Origin of the sequence: Nocardia ninae NBRC 108245 (assembly GCF_007990755.1) — a bacterium.
GTDB classification, from domain to species: domain Bacteria; phylum Actinomycetota; class Actinomycetes; order Mycobacteriales; family Mycobacteriaceae; genus Nocardia; species Nocardia ninae.
This window is the reverse complement of record NZ_BJXA01000016.1, coordinates 49,254-66,050: the sequence shown is the minus strand read 5'-3', so window position 1 is coordinate 66,050 and position 16,797 is coordinate 49,254. Positions and strand designations below refer to the sequence as shown.

Sequence of the window (16,797 nt, the reverse complement as noted above, 5' to 3'; positions counted from 1 at the left end):
ATGCCGGGAGCCTACGACCTGCTCTGGCGGTCCGTGCCCGAACCGGCCGCAGTGTGGCCGGTGCCGCACCCGAACCCGTCGGCCCGGTAGGCGCCGTCGGCGTTGAGGCGAGCCTCGGTGGACAGCAACACATCCGCCTCCAGCTGGCGCGACTGCTTGGCAGGCGTGCCGTCACCACCCATGCGACGGTCCGCCGGACGCTCGTACAACGGAGCGCCGCCGCACATGGCCTCGGTGAACCGCTGCCGCCCGGCCAGCTGACGCTGCTGCGCCTGCCGCTGGTAGGCCTCGCGCCGCTGCGGGTCGATCGCCTGGATGAACGCCTCCGGATGCACCACCGCGAGCAGACCGTTGACGTGCCCGAACCCGAGCGAGGTCAGCAGGCCTGCCTTGAGCGGGAACCGCTCGCCGAAGCGCAGCGGCTCGCGCGCCCACACCAGGTGCGGGTACGCCTGCATCTTCTCGTCGACACAGTCCAGGCTCCGGTTCGGCGGCACCACACCGGTTTCCAGCACCTGGCACAGGCCGATCAGCTGGAACGCGGCCGCGCCGCCCTTGGCGTGCCCGGTCAGGCTCTTCTGCGAGATGACGAACAGCGGTGCGCCCTCGGAACGCCCGATGGCGGTGGCCAGCCGGGTGTGCAGCTCGGACTCGTTCGGATCGTTGGCCGCGGTGGAGGTGTCGTGCTTGGACACCACCGCGATGTCGTCCGGCCCGACCCCGAGCTTGCGCAGCTCGGCGGCGAACCGGGACTCGCGCCCGCCACGCCCCGCACCGAGCGCACCGAGACCGGGCGCCGGGATGGAGGTGTGCACGCCGTCGGCGAAGGACTGCGCGAAGGCGACCACACCGAGCACCGGCAGGCCCATCTCCACCGCCACGTCACCGCGGGCCAGCAGCACGGTGCCGCCGCCCTGCGATTCCACGAATCCGCCGCGACGGCGGTCGTTGGCGCGGGAGAAGTACCGGTCGCTGATGCCCTTGGCGCTCATGGCCGCCGAGTCCGCGGTGGCCGACATGTCACCGAAGCCGACGATGCCCTCGATGCCCAGATCGTCGAAGCCGCCCGCCACCACCAGCTCGGCCTTGCCGAGACGGATCTTGTCGACGCCCTCTTCCACCGACACCGCGGCGGTGGCGCACGCCGCCACCGGGTGCACCATGGCGCCGTAGCTGCCCACGTAGGACTGCACCACGTGCGCGAGGGCCACGTTCGGCAGCGCCTCCTGCAGGATGTCGTTGGGCCGCGACTCGCCGAGCAGGTTGTCGACGTAGAGCGAGCGCATCGAGGACATGCCACCCATGCCGGTGCCCTGGGTGTTGGCGACCAGGCTCGGGTGCACCCAGCTCATCAGCTCGGCCGGACTGAAGCCGGAGCTGACGAACGCGTCCACCGTGCAGACGACGTTCCAGAGGGCAACGCGGTCAACCGAGTTCGCCATCTCCGCGGAGATGCCCCAGATGGTCGGATCCCAGCCGGTGGGGATCTGGCCGCCGACGGTGCGCGACAGCTTGGCCCGGCGCGGCACCCGAATCTCGGTGCCCGCCTTGCGCGTCACCGTCCAGTCCGCCGCGTCCGGCACCGGTGCGATGACCGTGTGCTCGGGATCGGCCTCGTGGAAGGCGCGGGCCTCGGCCTCGCCGCCGACGGTGAACGTCAGGTCCTGATCCAGGAACACCGAGGTCATCAGCGGCGCGCTGTTGTCGATCATGGCGCCGTCGTCGCCGTAGCGGCGCACGCCGCAGCGGGCGACGACCACGTCGTGGTACTTGTCGGCGATCTCGGATTCGGGGACGTAGTCACCGGATTCGGCGTCGTACCAGCCGGGCTTGGGGTCGTTCTCCCAGGTGACCAGGCCGGTGGTCCAGGCGAGTTCGAGCACGCCCGCGGCCGAGAGCTGATCCTCGACCTCCATCTCGAACCGGGTGCGCGCGGAGCCGTACGGGCCGAGCTCGCCCGCTCCGACGATCACCACCATGTCGGCGAGATCGGTGGTGACCGTGCCCCATTCGGGTACCGGCAGCACCGAGGACATGGTCGGCGGCGCGGGCAGTGCCGAAATCGTGGCTGCCGCATCGGCTTCCACGGTCTCCTCGGCTGCCTGCTCCGCGGCCTGCTTGGCCAGCGCGGGCAGATCGAGCTTGGCCTTGGCGAGTCCGCCGGTCAGGTCGATCTGCTGCGGCCCGGCCAGGGTCACCTGGCGAGCGCGCGAGGTGCACCACTTGAGCAGCTCGTCGGCCATCTCGGCGGTGGACCAGGTCTGCACGCCAGCCTGCTCCACGGCCTCGACCATCGGGTCGTTGTGGCCCATCAGCCCGGTGCCACGCACCCAGCCGATCATCGCGTGCACCAGGGTGACCCGGGTCGACCACGACTTCTCGGCGCGCCACTTGGCCACCACCGCGTCGAGCGCGGCCTTCGACTCGCCGTAGGCACCGTCACCACCGAAGAGGCCGCGGTTGGGCGAACCCGGCAGCACCACATGCAGTTTCGCGTCCACGTCGTGGTCGGCACCGAGGGTGGACAGGCCACCGATCAGCCGTTCCACCGACCAGAGCAGCACGCGCATTTCCATCTCCGCGCGGGCGCCCGCGTCGGCGAGGTCACCGGCCACCCGCGGCGCCGCGAACGGCAGCAGCATGGTCGGCGTCATCGCGTCCTTGGTCTTGACCTTCGCGCCGCCGGCGTTGTCGACCTGTTCGGTGCCGACCCACTCGATCAGCGCGTCGATGTCCTGGTAGGAGGCCATGTTCGCGGGCACCACCCAGAGGGCGGCACCGTGGCGGGCGTTGTCCCGGTACAGCTTCCGGTAGAAGCTCAGCCGGTCGTCGTTGAGGCTCGACGTGGTGACCACCACGGTCGCGCCACCGCCGAGCAGCTGCCCGGTGACGGCCGCCGCGATGGAACCCTTGCTGGCGCCGGTGATCACCGCGATGTCCGCGGACCAGATCCCGCGATCGTCGGCGGTCAGCGCCGCCGTGGCGATCCGCTCGTACACGCCGGCCAGCACCGAGCGGGCCTCGTGCTTGGCCCGTTCGCGCCACCAGTTCGCCTGCGTGGCAACGGCTTCACCCGCGCCGAGGTAGCCGTCGACCGGCAGCTGCGCGGACTCGGCGTCGTCGCCGAGCCACAGCTTGGCCAGGTCCTCACGGGCCGTGGCCCAGCGGTCGTCGAGCAGCACGGCCTTGCGGGCATCGAACGCGGGAGCGACCAAACGCGGCCAGTCCGAACCCAATTCGGCCGAGACCAGGTCGACCAGCGAGGTGTCGGTCGCCTCTGGCGCGGACACCTGCTCAGTCAGGCCGAGCTGTTCGAGCACCACCCGGGCGGCGGTAGCGAGCACGCCGTCGCGGCCGGTGATCTGCTCGGTGAATTCGCCGAGGGCGGCCGCGTCGACGGTGGCTCCGCCACCACCACCGGTGGACGGCAGCGAAACCGCGACACCGCGGCGGGCGGCGACCGCCTGCACGGCGGCGTCGATGGCCGCGTCGACCGAGGCGGCGTCGCCCAGCGAGCCGTTGACCAACCCGCCGAGGTCGCCACCGCGGACGCTGGCGCCTTCCCTGGTGCCGAGGGAGACCTCGGCGGTGACGTGGCTGGCCCAGCCGTCGCCGAGCTCCCAGACCTTCTTCACCCGCTCGCCGATCGCGGCCGGGCGCTTGCCGGACGGACCGAACACCTTGCGCAAGTGGTCACCGATCGAATCGGACAGCACCGAGCCGAAGGGCTTGTAGGTACGGGCGAGGCGCTCGACGGTGACCGAGAGCGCACCCATGTCCGCGTCGGCGGCACCGTCGATGGCGCCGAGCGAGAGCTCCGTGCCGAGGTCGACGAGCAGCTGGTTGCGACGGGAGGAGACGCCGTCGCACAGGCCCTCGATGGTGTCGACCGGGCCGATCTGGTCCAGCCGCAGCTTGGTCCACAGCGCGATGAGCACGCGGGTGGCGTCGGCCGCGGTGAACGCGATGTCGTCCGGGCGCGGTCCACCCGAGCTGGCCACCGGCGCGGCGGCCACCACCGGTGCGGCAGTTGTTGCGGCAGAGGCGGTTTCGACGGATTCCTCGATGGGCTCGTCGACGGGGGCGGGATCGGTGTCGGTCGAGTAGACGATGCCCGCCTCGCGCTCGATGTTGAGCACCTCGACCGTCGCGCCGCTGAACGCGGGCAGCTTCAGCGTCTGACTGGCCAGGTTCGCCACGGTCGGCGTTGCGCCCAAACCGATTTCGACGAACCGCTCCACCCCGAGGCCGCCGTGCGCGGTGTCGGTGAACAGCAGGTCCTGGGTCTCGATCCAGCGCACCGGGCTGGCGAACTGCCAAGCCAGCAGCTCGACCAGCACGACACGGCACAACTCGACGGGGCGCGCCGCCCAGCTGTCGAAGTCGGCGAGCACTGCGGCCAAGGGCTCGGACGGCACCAGATCCGCGATCTCCTGGATGAATTCGCGTTCCAGCGAGAACGGGCGCGACACCAGGTTCGGGATGTAGCGGCCGATCAGGATTTCCGGGTGCAGGTCGGCGGGCAGCAGCTGCTCGAGTTTGTGCCGGAACTCCGGCACACCCTTGCGCAGCACCGTGGAGTGGAACGGCACGTCGATGCCGGGCACCAGAATGAACGCCCGCTTGCCGCCGAATTCCGCACGGCGCCGGTCGATCTCGGTCTCCAACGCCTCCAGCCCGGCGACCGTGCCCGCGATGGCGTACTGCGAGCCGCGCAGGTTCAGGTTGACGACCTCGAGGAACTCCCCGTTCTGCGCGCCGATCCCGGTGACGAAGTCGATCACCTCGTCGTCGGGCAGACCGATCTGCGAGGGCCGGATCGCGGCCATCCGGTAGTCGCTGCGGCCCTGCGCATCCCGCGGCACCAGCTCGTGCATCGCGGAGCCGCGCTGGAACACGACCTCCAGCACCGCCTCCAACGGCAGCACCCCGGCCACCGCGGCGAGCGCGTTGTACTCACCGACCGAGTGCCCGGCCAGCATCGCGCCCTCGACGAACGCACCGGCCTCGCGCAGCTCGGCCACCTGGGCGACGCCGAGGACGGCCATCGCGACCTGGGTGAACTGGGTCAGGTGCAGCACGCCGTCGGGGTGCCGGTGTTCCACACCGCGTGCCTTGAGGTAGGTCGGGTTGTCCCGGACCACCGCGAGGATGGAGAAGCCGAGCGCGTCGCGGGTGTGCTTGTCGGCGCGGTCCCAGATCGCCTTGGCGGCCTTGGAACGGGTGCGCGCGTCCAGGCCCATGCCCTTGCGCTGAATACCCTGGCCGGGGAAGGCGTAGACCGTCCTGGGTGCCGCGGTCCGTCCGGTCGCGGTCATCACCAGATCGCCCGCGGTCCGGCAGGACACCTCGACGATCTCGCTGCCCGCGTCGACCGCGATCCGCTCGACGCGCACGTCGATCTCCGCGCCGGGGCGAACCATGCCGAGGAAACGGGTGGTCCATGCCGTCACGGTCCGGGCCGGAATCGCGCTTTCCGGATCGATCGCCGAGACCGCGTGCTGGGCCGCGGCCGAGAGCCACATGCCGTGCACGATCGGGCTGCCGAGACCGGCCAGCTTGGCGGCGGAATCGCTGGTGTGGATCGGGTTGTGGTCACCGGAGACAGCGGCGAACGCGTGCATGGTGCGCGGCGCGACGATCGTGACGTCGCGACGACGACGCCGCGGGGTGTCGCTGGCCGCGTCGGACACCGTGCCCGCCGCGCGCGGCGGATCGGTGAGCTCGCCCGCGCCGTTGCGGCCGCGGATGGCGAACCGTTCGGTGAGGGTGGCGACGGTCGGCATGGACAGCCCGGTCTCCGGACGGTCCAGCATGCCCGCGATGCGCACCCGCACCTCGACGACGCGGCCGAGGTCGGTGTCGAGCGTCTCGCCCGCCTCCGCCCGCACCGCGAGAACGCTTGGGCTGGTGGGCAGTTCGCCCGCCAGCTCGATCTGGTGGTCCAGGTGGACCAGGTCGAGCATGCCCTCGATGACGCTCGCGCCGTCGGCGGCCCTGGCCGCACCCAGCACGGCGAACACGGCGGGCCAGCAGGCGCCGACCAGCACGTCGGGGACGGTGCGGCCGAGCGTGCTCAGTGCCGAAGGCAGACCCGAGCCGGTCACGCCCGCGTGGTCGGCCACGAGATCCGGCGACCACGCGATGTTCAGGTGCGCGACCTTGCCCTTCACCTCGGGCAGCGCCTGCCCGGCGGCGACGGCGAGCATCGCGGTCATGGCGTCGTGCGCGTCGGCCTCGGTGACCACCGGAGCGCCACCGTTGTAGGTGGTGGTCGGCACGGTGATGCGGATGCGGACGACGTTGCTGCCCAACAGCGGAACGGTCAGCTCGACGTAGGAGTCGTCGGCGTCCGGGCCGGTGGTCTCGGTGAGTGTGGCACCACTGGGCGGGTGCACGGCGCCCTTGCCGTCCACCGTCCAGTCGGACACGTCGCCGAGCCGGTGTACCGGATTGACGGTGGTACGGCCGGACCATTCGATGTCCGGCGCGGCGAGCACCGTGTCGATCGGGCCGGTGGTCACGCCCGCCACCCGGCGCGCGTCGATCGCCACCGGCACGACGCCCGCACGCACCAGCGAGTACGCGGTGTCCTGCTCGAAGCGATCGAGCAGTTCGCCGACGGGCTCATCGACGCGGGTGATGCCCGCGACGGAGACGGTGCCGGGGATGACGCAGACCTGGTCGGCCGAGTAGCGCGGATCATGGGCCTGCCACAGCGAATCCGAGCGCCACCAGCGGCGCACGTCGCCGTCGACGACCGGCACGAAGTTCACCGGCTTGCCCGGGGTCTTGCACAGGGTCACGAAGAACGGGACGTCGGCCGGGTGCAGCAGGGTCTGCTCGGCGGCCGGGTACTGCGCCTTCAGCGCGCAGAGCGCGTTGACCGGGTTCTCGAAGTCCTCGTCCGAGGCGAACAGCGTCGGGATCTCGCCGCGGTCGGCCGGGTGCAGCCGAGATTCGGTGCGGCGCATCATTTCCGCGAAACGGTCGCGCCAGGTGATGTCGAGCCAGACCGAGCGGGTGGCGTCGGTGATCGCATCGCCGATGTCGCTGCCGCAGTCGAAGTCCTTGCGGCGGTCCAGGCCGACCGCGAGCTCGATGTAGCGCTCCAGCCAGTCCAGGTAGGTCATCGTCGCGACGTCACCGAAATACGGCTTGGCCGTGGCGTTCAGCGCCTCGATGATCTCCGCGCGCCGCGCGGCGACCGCCTCGGCGTCGCCGGCGACCTCGTCGAGCAGGCGGCCGGTGCGCGAGGCGGCGTTGTCGATCTCGTGGATATCGGCGCCCAATTGGCTACGGCCCGAGGCCATTCCGCCGGACGCGGTGCCCGCGCCGACCCAGTCGGGGGTGCCGGGGGTGTCCACCAGCAGCTGCTTGACCTCGGCCGCGGTGGTGGCCTCCAGCGTCGCCATGGCGGCCGTGCCGACCAGCACGCCGTCCAGCGGCATCACCGGGTAGCCGTGCGCGGTGGCCCACTCACCGGTCAGGTATTCCGTTGCGCGCTCGGGGGTTCCGATGCCGCCGCCGACGCAGACCACCACGTTCTCGTGGTTGCGCAGCTCGGCGTAGGTCTCCAGCAGCAGGTCGTCCAGGTCTTCCCAGGAGTGATGCCCGCCGGCCTTGCCGCCCTCGATGTGCATGATCACCGGGTAGTCCGGCACCTCGGTGGCGATCCGCAGCACCGCGCGGATCTGCGCGACGGTGCCCGGCTTGAACGCGACATGCGAGATGCCGACCTCGGTGAGTTCGTTGATGAGCGCGACGGACTCTTCGAGCTCCGGAATGCCCGCCGTGACAATGACTCCGTCGAACGGAGCGCCCGCGGTACGAGCCTTCTGCACCAGTCGCTTGCCGCCCAGCTGCAGCTTCCACAGGTAGGGGTCGAGGAACAGCGAGTTGAACTGGACCGCGCGGCCCGGCTGCAACAACGTCTTCAGCTCCGCGACGCGATCGGCGAAGATCTGCTCGGTCACCTGGCCGCCACCGGCCAGCTCGGCCCAGTGGCCCGCGTTCGCCGCTGCCGCAACGATTTTCGCGTCGACGGTGGTCGGCGTCATGCCCGCCAGCAGAATCGGCGAACGACCGGTCAGCCGGGTGAACGCGGTCTCCACCACGATCCGGCCGTTCGGCAGCCGGACCGGCTTGGGCGCGAACGCCGTCCACGGCGTGGAGCGCTCCGGCGCGGCACCCGGGGTGAGCAGGCTGCGCTGCCCGGCCCGGGTCGCGGCGGCGACCATGCCGACGCCGGTGCCCTTGAGCGAACCGCCGGTCAGCCTGGACAGCAGGTCGCCGGGGCCCAGATCCAGAATCCATTGCGCGCCAGCGGCAACCATGCCGTCGACGATCTCCACCCAGTCGATCGGGTCGACCAGAATCTCCTGCGCGAGCGAACCGGCCAGCGCGGCATCCAGGCCACACTGGTTGGCCCATCCGGTGACCAGGTCCACGGTGTCGGCCAGCGCCGGGTGGTGGAACGCGACATCGACGGACACGTCCTCGAAGACCGGCGCGAAGATGGCGCCACCGCGCACCTTGGCGTCGCGTTCGCGGGACTGCTCGTCGTGAATCTGCGCGCAGCGCTGGCGCACTCGCTCCAGCTGGGCGGGCGTGCCGGAGAGCACCGCGCGCCTGCGTCCATTACGAATGGACACCACCGCGGCCGCTGCCGGGTCGACGCCTTCGGACACCTCGGCCACGACGGCACGAAGCTGCTCGGGGTCTACGTTGGACACCGCGACCATCGGCGAGCGCTCGCCCACCGGCATCAGCCCGCGGCGGCGCGCCACCAAACCGGCTGCGGCGCCGATCAATTGCGCGATCGCGAGCAGCTCGGCATCCCGCCTGCCACCGGCCTCGACCGCGGTCGCCGCGAGGCGGCCCTGCGAGTGGCCCACGATCGCTACCGGCGCTTGCTCGGTCGGATCCAGTCCCTGCAGGCGCAGCGCGCGCATGGCCGCCACCTGAGAGAGCAGCACGCCGGGCATCGACACGGCGGCGGATCGCAGAATCTGCGGCGACGGGGCGGCGGAGACCTCGCCCTGGTCGGTGTCGACCAGTTCGTCCTCCAGCATCCACCCGATCGGATCGAAACCGACCGGACGGACCACCAGCAGCTGTGCCGCAACGGGTTCCAGCATCTCTTCCGCCTCGTTGACCAATGCGGTCAATTCGGGCTCCAGCGCGCTGTCGCGTCCGATCTCTTCCAGTTCATCGAGCCACTGGGCGCCCTGTCCCCCGAAAGCGAGCGCGTAGGGCGTCCCGCTCAGCAGCCGATCCAACAGCGGCGAGCGGTCCCCACCCCCGTGGGTGGCTCCAACCTTCGCGCTCTGTCCGGTACCGGTCTCGGTGCTCTCGTTGATCGTCAAGACGATTCGACTTCCTTTTCCTGGCGACGTGCCCTGCGAGACACGCCGCTCCCTCCGGTGCGCAGGTGTTCCTCAGCGTTGGGGCCTGATACGGGCGAGGATAGCCAAAATCATGAGGAAATCCTCACGTTTGCTCGGCGGCTACGGGGCATACCGCCGAGTATTCGTGCACATCCGTACCAGAATGATGTCAAACATGACCCTTCCTCATGTTTGAACACGCTGGTCTACCGGGTTACTAACCCGTACGAAACATGAGCTCTCCTCATGTTGACAGTTATCTAATCGTTATAATCCCTGGTAGGGTTACTGACCAGTACGCCACGCCCGCCCGGAGCTTCGCGAAGTCGGTCAAGCCCGGTAGAGTTTGCACGGTCGTACCATCACGCGCGAGTGGCGAAATTGGCAGACGCGCCAGATTTAGGTTCTGGTGTCCACGGACGTAGGGGTTCAAGTCCCCTCTCGCGCACAGCTTTGACACGTAGATGTGTCACGTATGTCGCTTTCGGGGGTTCGAGAGCTCTCGAGCACGTCGCAGATGCGCCAATCAGGCCTCTCCCAGCGCACTTTCCCGTCATCGGTGTCACCGATACGTGTCCGAGGCGATTCCCGCGCACCCTCGCACACGTGTCACGACGCAGTTGAGACACGCGAAAGGTTTGCTGGACGCAGACGGGAACCCGCTCGATACCCGACCGAGTGGCCTGTTCCCGATAACGGGGTGGTCGCTGGTCCGATGAGGACGAAGGCAGACGTGCCCGGCGTGTCCTGCCGAGCACGTTTGCTCGAATCGATGCGAGCCAGCAATCCACGGTGTAAAGGGCCGCAACGACCCTGTAGCTTCGCAACAAGGCCGGTCAGAAACGCTGCAAGTGAGGACCGCTACGCCGCAGCTAGCGCTCGCGCGGTCCCAGGATCGGGATCACGAACCGAGACTGCGGATCTCGCAATGGAGCCAGCACCGACGCCAGGGCCTGCTCCAGCATCCGCGGGCCCATCACCGCAACAAGGCCCTCCTCGGGCATCGCCACCAGGAGCACCGGATCCCCCGGCTCGATACCAGCCGCACGCCGTGTCGCCGCCGGCAACCGGGCATGCCCGCGACTGTCGATCACCGAACGACTCCGCACCACCGCACCGATCGTGACCACCCCATCGACCACCCCGAAACCGATCGCTGTGCCCGGCGGCCACCCCATCGACTCGAACACGCGCTGCCCACAGATCCGCGAGCGATCGTTGATGAGCGACACCGCGAACTCCGACAAGCGCAACGGATCTGACGGATCGGGACTTTCCGGCGGGAGCAGGGACTGCGCCTCGTCCAGATAGCGGTTCAGAAGGGTGTGGAACTGTTGACGATCGAATCTGGACATAGGGCATCAGGCTCCCGGACCCGTCCACCGATTCTCCCAACCCCATCAAAGCCGAAATTCCCCAAGCACGCCACCCAAAACTCGACCACACGCAGACCGAGGTCGACGAGAGGCCTGGGTTCAAATACCGTTCTCAAACTCTCGTCGAGGCCCGCTCGCGGCCCGACGCAGAACGTGCCAAGTGCTATGTGGTTGGCGCAGCACACATCTTGATGTCGCTGTTCGAAGGCTGATGCGCCGCGCCCTCCGTGCCGTGTGTGGTACAACGATTCTGGTTAACGCCTTCAGCGCAGTGCGTGGTGATCACGTGCGCATCGGAGTGCTACTGGCACCCTCACCGCCGCACTGCCGGCCACCGTGGTGCTGCGATTCCGTAACCGGGCCTACCGCGTCATCGCCGAACACGAAGCCCGCGACGAGGACAGCGATGGAATCCCCGACATGCGCCGAGAGCAACAGCTTCCGCCGTTCGGCGGGGACTGATTTCGAGCAGCTCCTCAGAGATCGAAGCGGGCCCGCAGGTCCTCGACTGGAACGTTGGCGTGCTGCCCTCCACAGCTGGCTGACAACCGCGAGGCCAGGCCGCGCGCCCAGCAGCTATTACAGCTCACTTGAGTTAACCCAAGTCAGACAGTAAGACACAGGGACGCCCGGGCGCTCTGGTGAAATGGTTTAGCCGAGAGGCGGTGAACTCAGCTGGTGTGCTCCGGAAGGGGTTCGGGGGTGCCGCAATAGGCCGCAGCGAGGCTGCCTGGGTTCTGCGGCAGACCTCCGCACGTCAAGGACCAAGTAGATAGCTGCTCTGCGAGCCGAGTGGACAGTTGGTCGAGGAAGCCGTCCGGATTGGCGTGCGCGCTGCTGCCTGCGGCAATGAGCTGTTCGAGCCGCACCTCGCGGTTGCCGTGCATGAAGTTGCTGTATCCGAGCAGTTCGAGCTGCGGCAACAGGGCTTTGAGCAGTTTCCCGACGCATCCACGGACTCGGTCGTCTCCAATCTCAGCGTCCCAGACCGCGTACAGTCGCACGGCGACCGCGCGTAGAGCGGCTTCGTTCGCTGGGGCAGTCAACATCATGTCCGCCAGCGCCTCGATAATCAGCAACTTGGTCCTGCCGCTGAAGTCCGGGTTCCATCTGCCTTCCAACGAGCTCGGCCAGTGCAGAGACTGGCAAGGATCGAGCCTGGTTGCGTTGCGGCACAGGATTTCCGCGGCGACCAGTTGTGTCGTCGGTGTCGTAGAACGCAGGGCGGCGTCAATGACGAGAATCGCTGCTTCCGAGGAAATCCGAGGGTTCTCCTCGGTCCACAGATCCACCAATAGTGTTACCGCCAGCCCGACCTGGTCCAGCCTGGTCAGGACAAGCAAGCCGGATGCCACCACGGCGGGAGCAGGAGGGTGGGTGGCGTCGGAGGCAAGCAACTGCCCGGCGCGCATGGCCGCGTCCAGCCGCAACCTGTTGCTTTCATCCTGATGCTCGCGTTCCAATCGTGCCTCGGCCAACTCACGCTCGCGCTCCAACCGTGCGTCGGCCAGTTTCTTGAGCACCAACCCGATCATCGACACCCACGCTGTGACGACAGCACCGCAAAACGTGAACGCCGCCGCCACGAGCGAGCTGTTCTTCGATGCCGGTGTTCCGAACAACAACAGCATGCCCACCAGCAGGATGAGCAGCGGCACGATGATCGCTGCCGCTACGAGCTTCCTATCCCCCGCCACCACACCACCTACTTCCGGCACTTCGACCATCAGAAGCCTCGACAGCTAATCCTGCACCTGCACGCCCCACTCTGTGATCTCTTCTTGGTTTTCAACGTAAGTGCCTCCTGAGATCTGCCGATCCCGCACAGCAGGCGGAGATCACATACGCCCGAGACTCGCGGCCAGTCGACTTGAGTCAGTCCGGGCAACCGTAAACGCGCAGCGCGTCGGCAATTTCCTGACCGCGTTCTCTCCAACTGCGCCGGGCTCAGATGCTTGCCGAGGGCAGCTGCGTCCAGTAGTTGGGCGCGAACCTGCCCCAGGGCCAGCGGGAATTCCTCGGCCCGTTGATCTTCCACGGGGCCCGGGCTGGCCGATTAGAAACGCGCGGATCGCGGCAAGAGCGGATGTTCAGCCGCCGATGGTTCAGGAACCAAACCGTCGCATCTAGCGGTCTTTCCGGCTATCTTTGGCGCATGGGGCCCCTGACGGCGATATTGATCGGTTCATTCACTCTCATTGGCGGTATTTCGGGTGTTTTGTTAACTGGATTCCTGAACCAGCGCTCAGTCCAACAGAAGCAAACCGATGAAGATAAACGTCGATGGTTAACCGATCTCAGGCAAATATACGCAAAGTATCTCTTGTTATGCGAATCGATGCTCCGTGAGGTGGATGCGATCGCCACCCTGATGCCATATGACGATACAAATAGCATTTCTATTGAGGATGCCGAGACTCTAAGGAGTGGCGTTCTTGAGTATGTTCACAAATGGGACACTGAACTTCAGGTGCTTTTGTTCGAAATTCAACTCATGGCGTCTCCACGGGTTGTCGACCTAGCTGACCGCATGTCAGGCGCTCTCTTGATGCTCTCTGACGAGGTCTCAGAAAGCCGTATGTTCGTAGGCTACTACCCGGCTTGGTTTCAGGCCCGCGACCTACTTCAAGTGCTCCGCAACGCGATGCGGGATGAACTCGATCTCCCCGCCCTGACCGAGTCTACTTTTCCTCGACCAGCGGAATGGCCATGGCTTCCCGGAAGACCGCCTCGTGAGTCTTACCGCCAGGGGCATACAATTCATGATGCAATCTCATCGGGAGATCGGGCTCCTGAACCCGATAGCACCCCACCCGCGGTGACTGCCGAGTCCGAATCGCCTCAGCCGGTGTGCGAAGAGCAAGGTAAGGCATCCGGTCAGCGATGATGAGAAACGGTGCGTTCTATGCGAAACAGAGTTAGGCACCTGAGATCACGGCCACCGTACATCGAGGTCTACACCCGTATTCGCGGCGATAACACTCGCGGTGTTAATTTGTCGAGTCTGAGGCGCAGGCTGCTGCATACCCAGCGCAGGCCTGGTTGGTATTGCGGTCGTTGTGGCAGGGCCACTCCCTGCATCAGAGGTCGGTGCCTATGTCCGGGTTCTGATGAATCGGCGAATTCATCGATTCGGCGGTGACTTCGGACACGACGGTGGCCAGGATCGGTTTGTCAACAATGGCCAGCGCCGACAGCGGAGCCTCCCACCGCCAAACTGCCCAGGCACGCGCGAGGAGACGTTTCGCCCTTATACCTGCCGGTTTCTCAGTGGCGACCGCTGACTGGTCTCTGCCGGAACTTGAGCCGGGGGTGGTGCGCCCTTGAAATCGGACGTTGGCACCTTCGACCACAGTTGCGAGGTAGATGAGTGCGGCGGACTGCCGCTTCGGATCGCCGATGTTGCGCGCTAGGGTTTCCGCTCGGTCTGGATCGGTTTCCACCACTGCCGCGGCTAGACGGGCCTGTGCTTCGGCCTTCCACCATGGGTCGGTGATATCGCGGATTAGGAGTTCGCCCTGATCGATGAGTCGATCCACTCGGTCGGGCTTGGTTCTTGCGACTGCCTCGGCGATGCCGGCCAGCGCGTCGGCTCGCCGAGATGTGTCGGTGATGTCGCCGACGAGGGCTTCGGCTCGATCAGCGAGTTGAGTTGCCCGGTCGGGATCGGCTTCTGCAATAATTCCAGCAAGACGGGCCATCGTATTGGCCTTCCACCATGGGTCGGTGAAATCGCGGATCAGGAGTTCGCCCTGATCGGCGAGTCGATCCACTCGGTCGGGGTTGGTTCTAGCGATTACTTCGGCGATGCGGGTCAGTGCTTCGGCCCGCCGCCACGCGTCGGTGATGTCGCCTACCAGAGCTTCGGCTCGGTCGGGGTCAGTTCTCGCGACAACCCCAGCGATGCGGGCCCGCGCGTCCGCTCGCCGGGATGTGTCGGTGATGTCGCCGACGAGGGCTTCGGCTCGATCGGCGAGTCGATCCATTCGGCAGCGGTCGGGGTTTGTTCTCGCGACTACCTCGGCGATGCGGGTCAATGCTTCGGCCCGCCGCCACGGTTCGTTTATGTCATGGATCAGGATTTCAGCCCGGTCGGGGTTTGTTCTCGCGACTACCTCGGCGATGCGGGTCAATGCTTCGGCCCGCCGCCACGGTTCGTTTATGTCGTGGACCAGGATTTCAGCCCGATCAGGATCGATCGCCGCGGTGAACTCGGCGAGACGGACCAGCGCGTCATCCCACTGTTTGGTATCGGTGATGTCGCGGGCGAGGGCTTCGTGCTGCCGCCCCGGTTCATTGTTGTCACCACTCTGAGCTTCCGTCCAATATCGTGCGACATGTTGGGCACTGCGGCCCCACAGGTTTGTCGGCCATCGAAAGGTGGTGTTGCTGCGATGGTACAGGCTGTCGCGATAGCGGGCGAGACGAACAGTGGTGAGCAGGTCGGGGTCGCGCTGTTCACAGATGTGCCGCTGTACGGTGCGTATCTCGGCGAGCGGGATCCAGCCGCTGCCGGTGCGTTTGGCGATCAGCCGGTGGCGGGTGGCATCGAGTGCCAGCGCGACCATCCGCGGCAGGTCGCCGTGGCGTTCGAGCACCGGGAAGTAGCGCTGCAGTAAGAAATCGGGGGTGTGCGATGGCCAACCCTGATCGCGGTAGTGTTCGGCCCACCTATGCAAATGTGTCAAGGCCCTATTGATGTGGTGGGGGCCGAGTCGGTGTTCGGCGGTGCGCTGCAAGGTTTCGTGCGCCAGCACATAAACCGGATTCGTCCCGTCGTCGCGGTCGGTCCTGCTTGCGCGGGCGCGGAAGCTACGTCCAGTGACCGCGCTCAGCAGTCCGTCGATCTCGTAGGGTGCCATCACAGTGAGGCCGACGAGTTCGCTCGTGGACAGGCCGTTTGCGGCGGTGATCAGGGCGAGCAGGTCGCGCTGACTGTTCGGGCCGCGCAGCAGGGTATCGAGTTCTGTGACCGCGCGCGAGCGGATGTCGGCAGCGAACGGTGAGGGCTTGAGCAGGTGTGACTTCGCATTGGTGAGGGGATGTCGTTGCGGGATCGGCAACTCCGGGCCGTGGCGACTAGCGACGATAACTCGCAGGTTCTGCGGGGGCTGGGCCGGAAGCAGGCCCGCGATCGGCGGTGTTCCAGTATCCTCGTCCAGCCCGTCGACCACCAGCACCAGCCGTCGCTTCGCTTTTTCCTCTTGATCGGCAGCGATCGAGAGAAGCTCGTTGCGCAGCCCGTCACGGTTAATCGCCGCTACCGAGATCACTTCCCTGTGTTCGGGTAGCAATGCCGCGAGTTGATCCAGGATTGCGGCGGTGAAGGCAGTGTGGGTGTTCTGGTCGGCAAGGCGGTCAGTAACGAAGAAACTCACCACGGTGAGATCGGCAGGCGGTTTCACCGCGAACGTCGACAGCATCGCCGACTTGCCAGCCCAAGGATCAGCACGCACCCATAGATACGGGCTCCTGCCTCGGCAGAACCGGGCCAGCATTTCCATCTCGGAGGCGCGGTCGCGCAGACCACCGATAGGGGCGATGAACTCTCGAACCTGCGTCACATATAGCGACCGCCCAGCCAGCGACGACGGCTCACCGTTCACGCCTGCATACACCGGCTTCACATCGGCATAGCGGCCCGATCCGTCATCTGCGGGAGTTGGAGCGCCCGCGTGGCCATCCTCAGTCTTGGGGCGTCCGTTCTCCGCGGCGCGGCGACGGAGCTCCCATGACTGCGGGACATCGCGATCGAATGGTCTATTGGCACATTCGTGCAGATAGGAGAGGACGAGAGCGAACTTTCGGCTCTGGTGTTCACGGGGGATCCGTCGTGGGCTGTTCCTCTCGCCTAGCCAGCCCTTGATCGTAGAGGCAGCGACCTTCTGTTTGTAGCTGATACTGATCGCCGACGAGATCCGGGCTGCGGTGGGGTATCCCGCGGCCGCATGCAAGCGGTCCAGGTCCGCGACGAACACGGAGTAGGCGTCTGGCGCTGTCAATGCTCGCTCGACCCGGCCGAGTCGACGGCA

General features: G+C 66.9%; 6 protein-coding genes and 1 tRNA gene. 2 read left to right on the top strand and 5 right to left on the bottom strand.

Going from position 1 to position 16,797, the window contains the following annotated elements:
* Positions 1-11: 11 nt before the first annotated feature.
* The gene (locus tag NN4_RS14705) at positions 12-9,368 is read right to left on the bottom strand and encodes a type I polyketide synthase (RefSeq protein WP_186818427.1); all 9,357 of its coding nucleotides are present in this window, start codon (positions 9,366-9,368) and stop codon (positions 12-14) included.
* Between the two features lie 387 nt (positions 9,369-9,755).
* Between NN4_RS14705 and NN4_RS14700 the strand changes: the two genes are divergently transcribed.
* A tRNA-Leu gene (locus NN4_RS14700) sits at positions 9,756-9,837 on the top strand.
* 424 nt (positions 9,838-10,261) lie between these two features.
* Here the strand turns inward: NN4_RS14700 and NN4_RS14695 are convergent.
* From NN4_RS14695 to NN4_RS46915, 3 genes are all read right to left on the bottom strand, one after another.
* The gene (locus NN4_RS14695) at positions 10,262-10,744 is read right to left on the bottom strand and encodes an AbrB/MazE/SpoVT family DNA-binding domain-containing protein (RefSeq protein ID WP_147130805.1); all 483 of its coding nucleotides are present in this window, start codon (positions 10,742-10,744) and stop codon (positions 10,262-10,264) included.
* A 692-nt stretch (positions 10,745-11,436) separates the two neighbouring features.
* The gene (locus tag NN4_RS14685) at positions 11,437-12,492 is read right to left on the bottom strand and encodes a hypothetical protein (RefSeq protein WP_147130803.1); all 1,056 of its coding nucleotides are present in this window, start codon (positions 12,490-12,492) and stop codon (positions 11,437-11,439) included.
* Positions 12,492-12,803, bottom strand: coding sequence for a DUF6374 family protein (locus tag NN4_RS46915; RefSeq protein WP_222595063.1), 312 nt, complete (start codon positions 12,801-12,803; stop codon positions 12,492-12,494). Before NN4_RS46915 ends, NN4_RS14685 begins: the two co-directional genes overlap by 1 nt.
* A 117-nt stretch (positions 12,804-12,920) precedes the next feature.
* Between NN4_RS46915 and NN4_RS14680 the strand changes: the two genes are divergently transcribed.
* Entirely contained in the window at positions 12,921-13,652 is a 732-nt protein-coding gene (locus NN4_RS14680) for a hypothetical protein (protein WP_147130800.1), read from the top strand.
* 193 nt (positions 13,653-13,845) lie between these two features.
* Here NN4_RS14680 and NN4_RS14675 read toward each other — a convergent pair whose 3' ends face one another.
* A complete protein-coding gene (locus NN4_RS14675; protein ID WP_147130798.1) occupies positions 13,846-16,221 on the bottom strand; it encodes a P-loop domain-containing protein in 2,376 nt (791 codons plus the stop codon).
* Positions 16,222-16,797 lie beyond the last annotated feature (576 nt).

Excerpts from the sequence above, each read along its gene's own strand:
- NN4_RS14695 (WP_147130805.1), bottom strand. The coding sequence starts at position 10,744 with ATGTCCAGATTCGATCGTCAACAGTTCCACACCCTTCTGAACCGCTAT.
- NN4_RS14685 (WP_147130803.1), bottom strand. The coding sequence starts at position 12,492 with ATGGTCGAAGTGCCGGAAGTAGGTGGTGTGGTGGCGGGGGATAGGAAG.
- NN4_RS14680 (WP_147130800.1), top strand. The coding sequence starts at position 12,921 with ATGGGGCCCCTGACGGCGATATTGATCGGTTCATTCACTCTCATTGGC.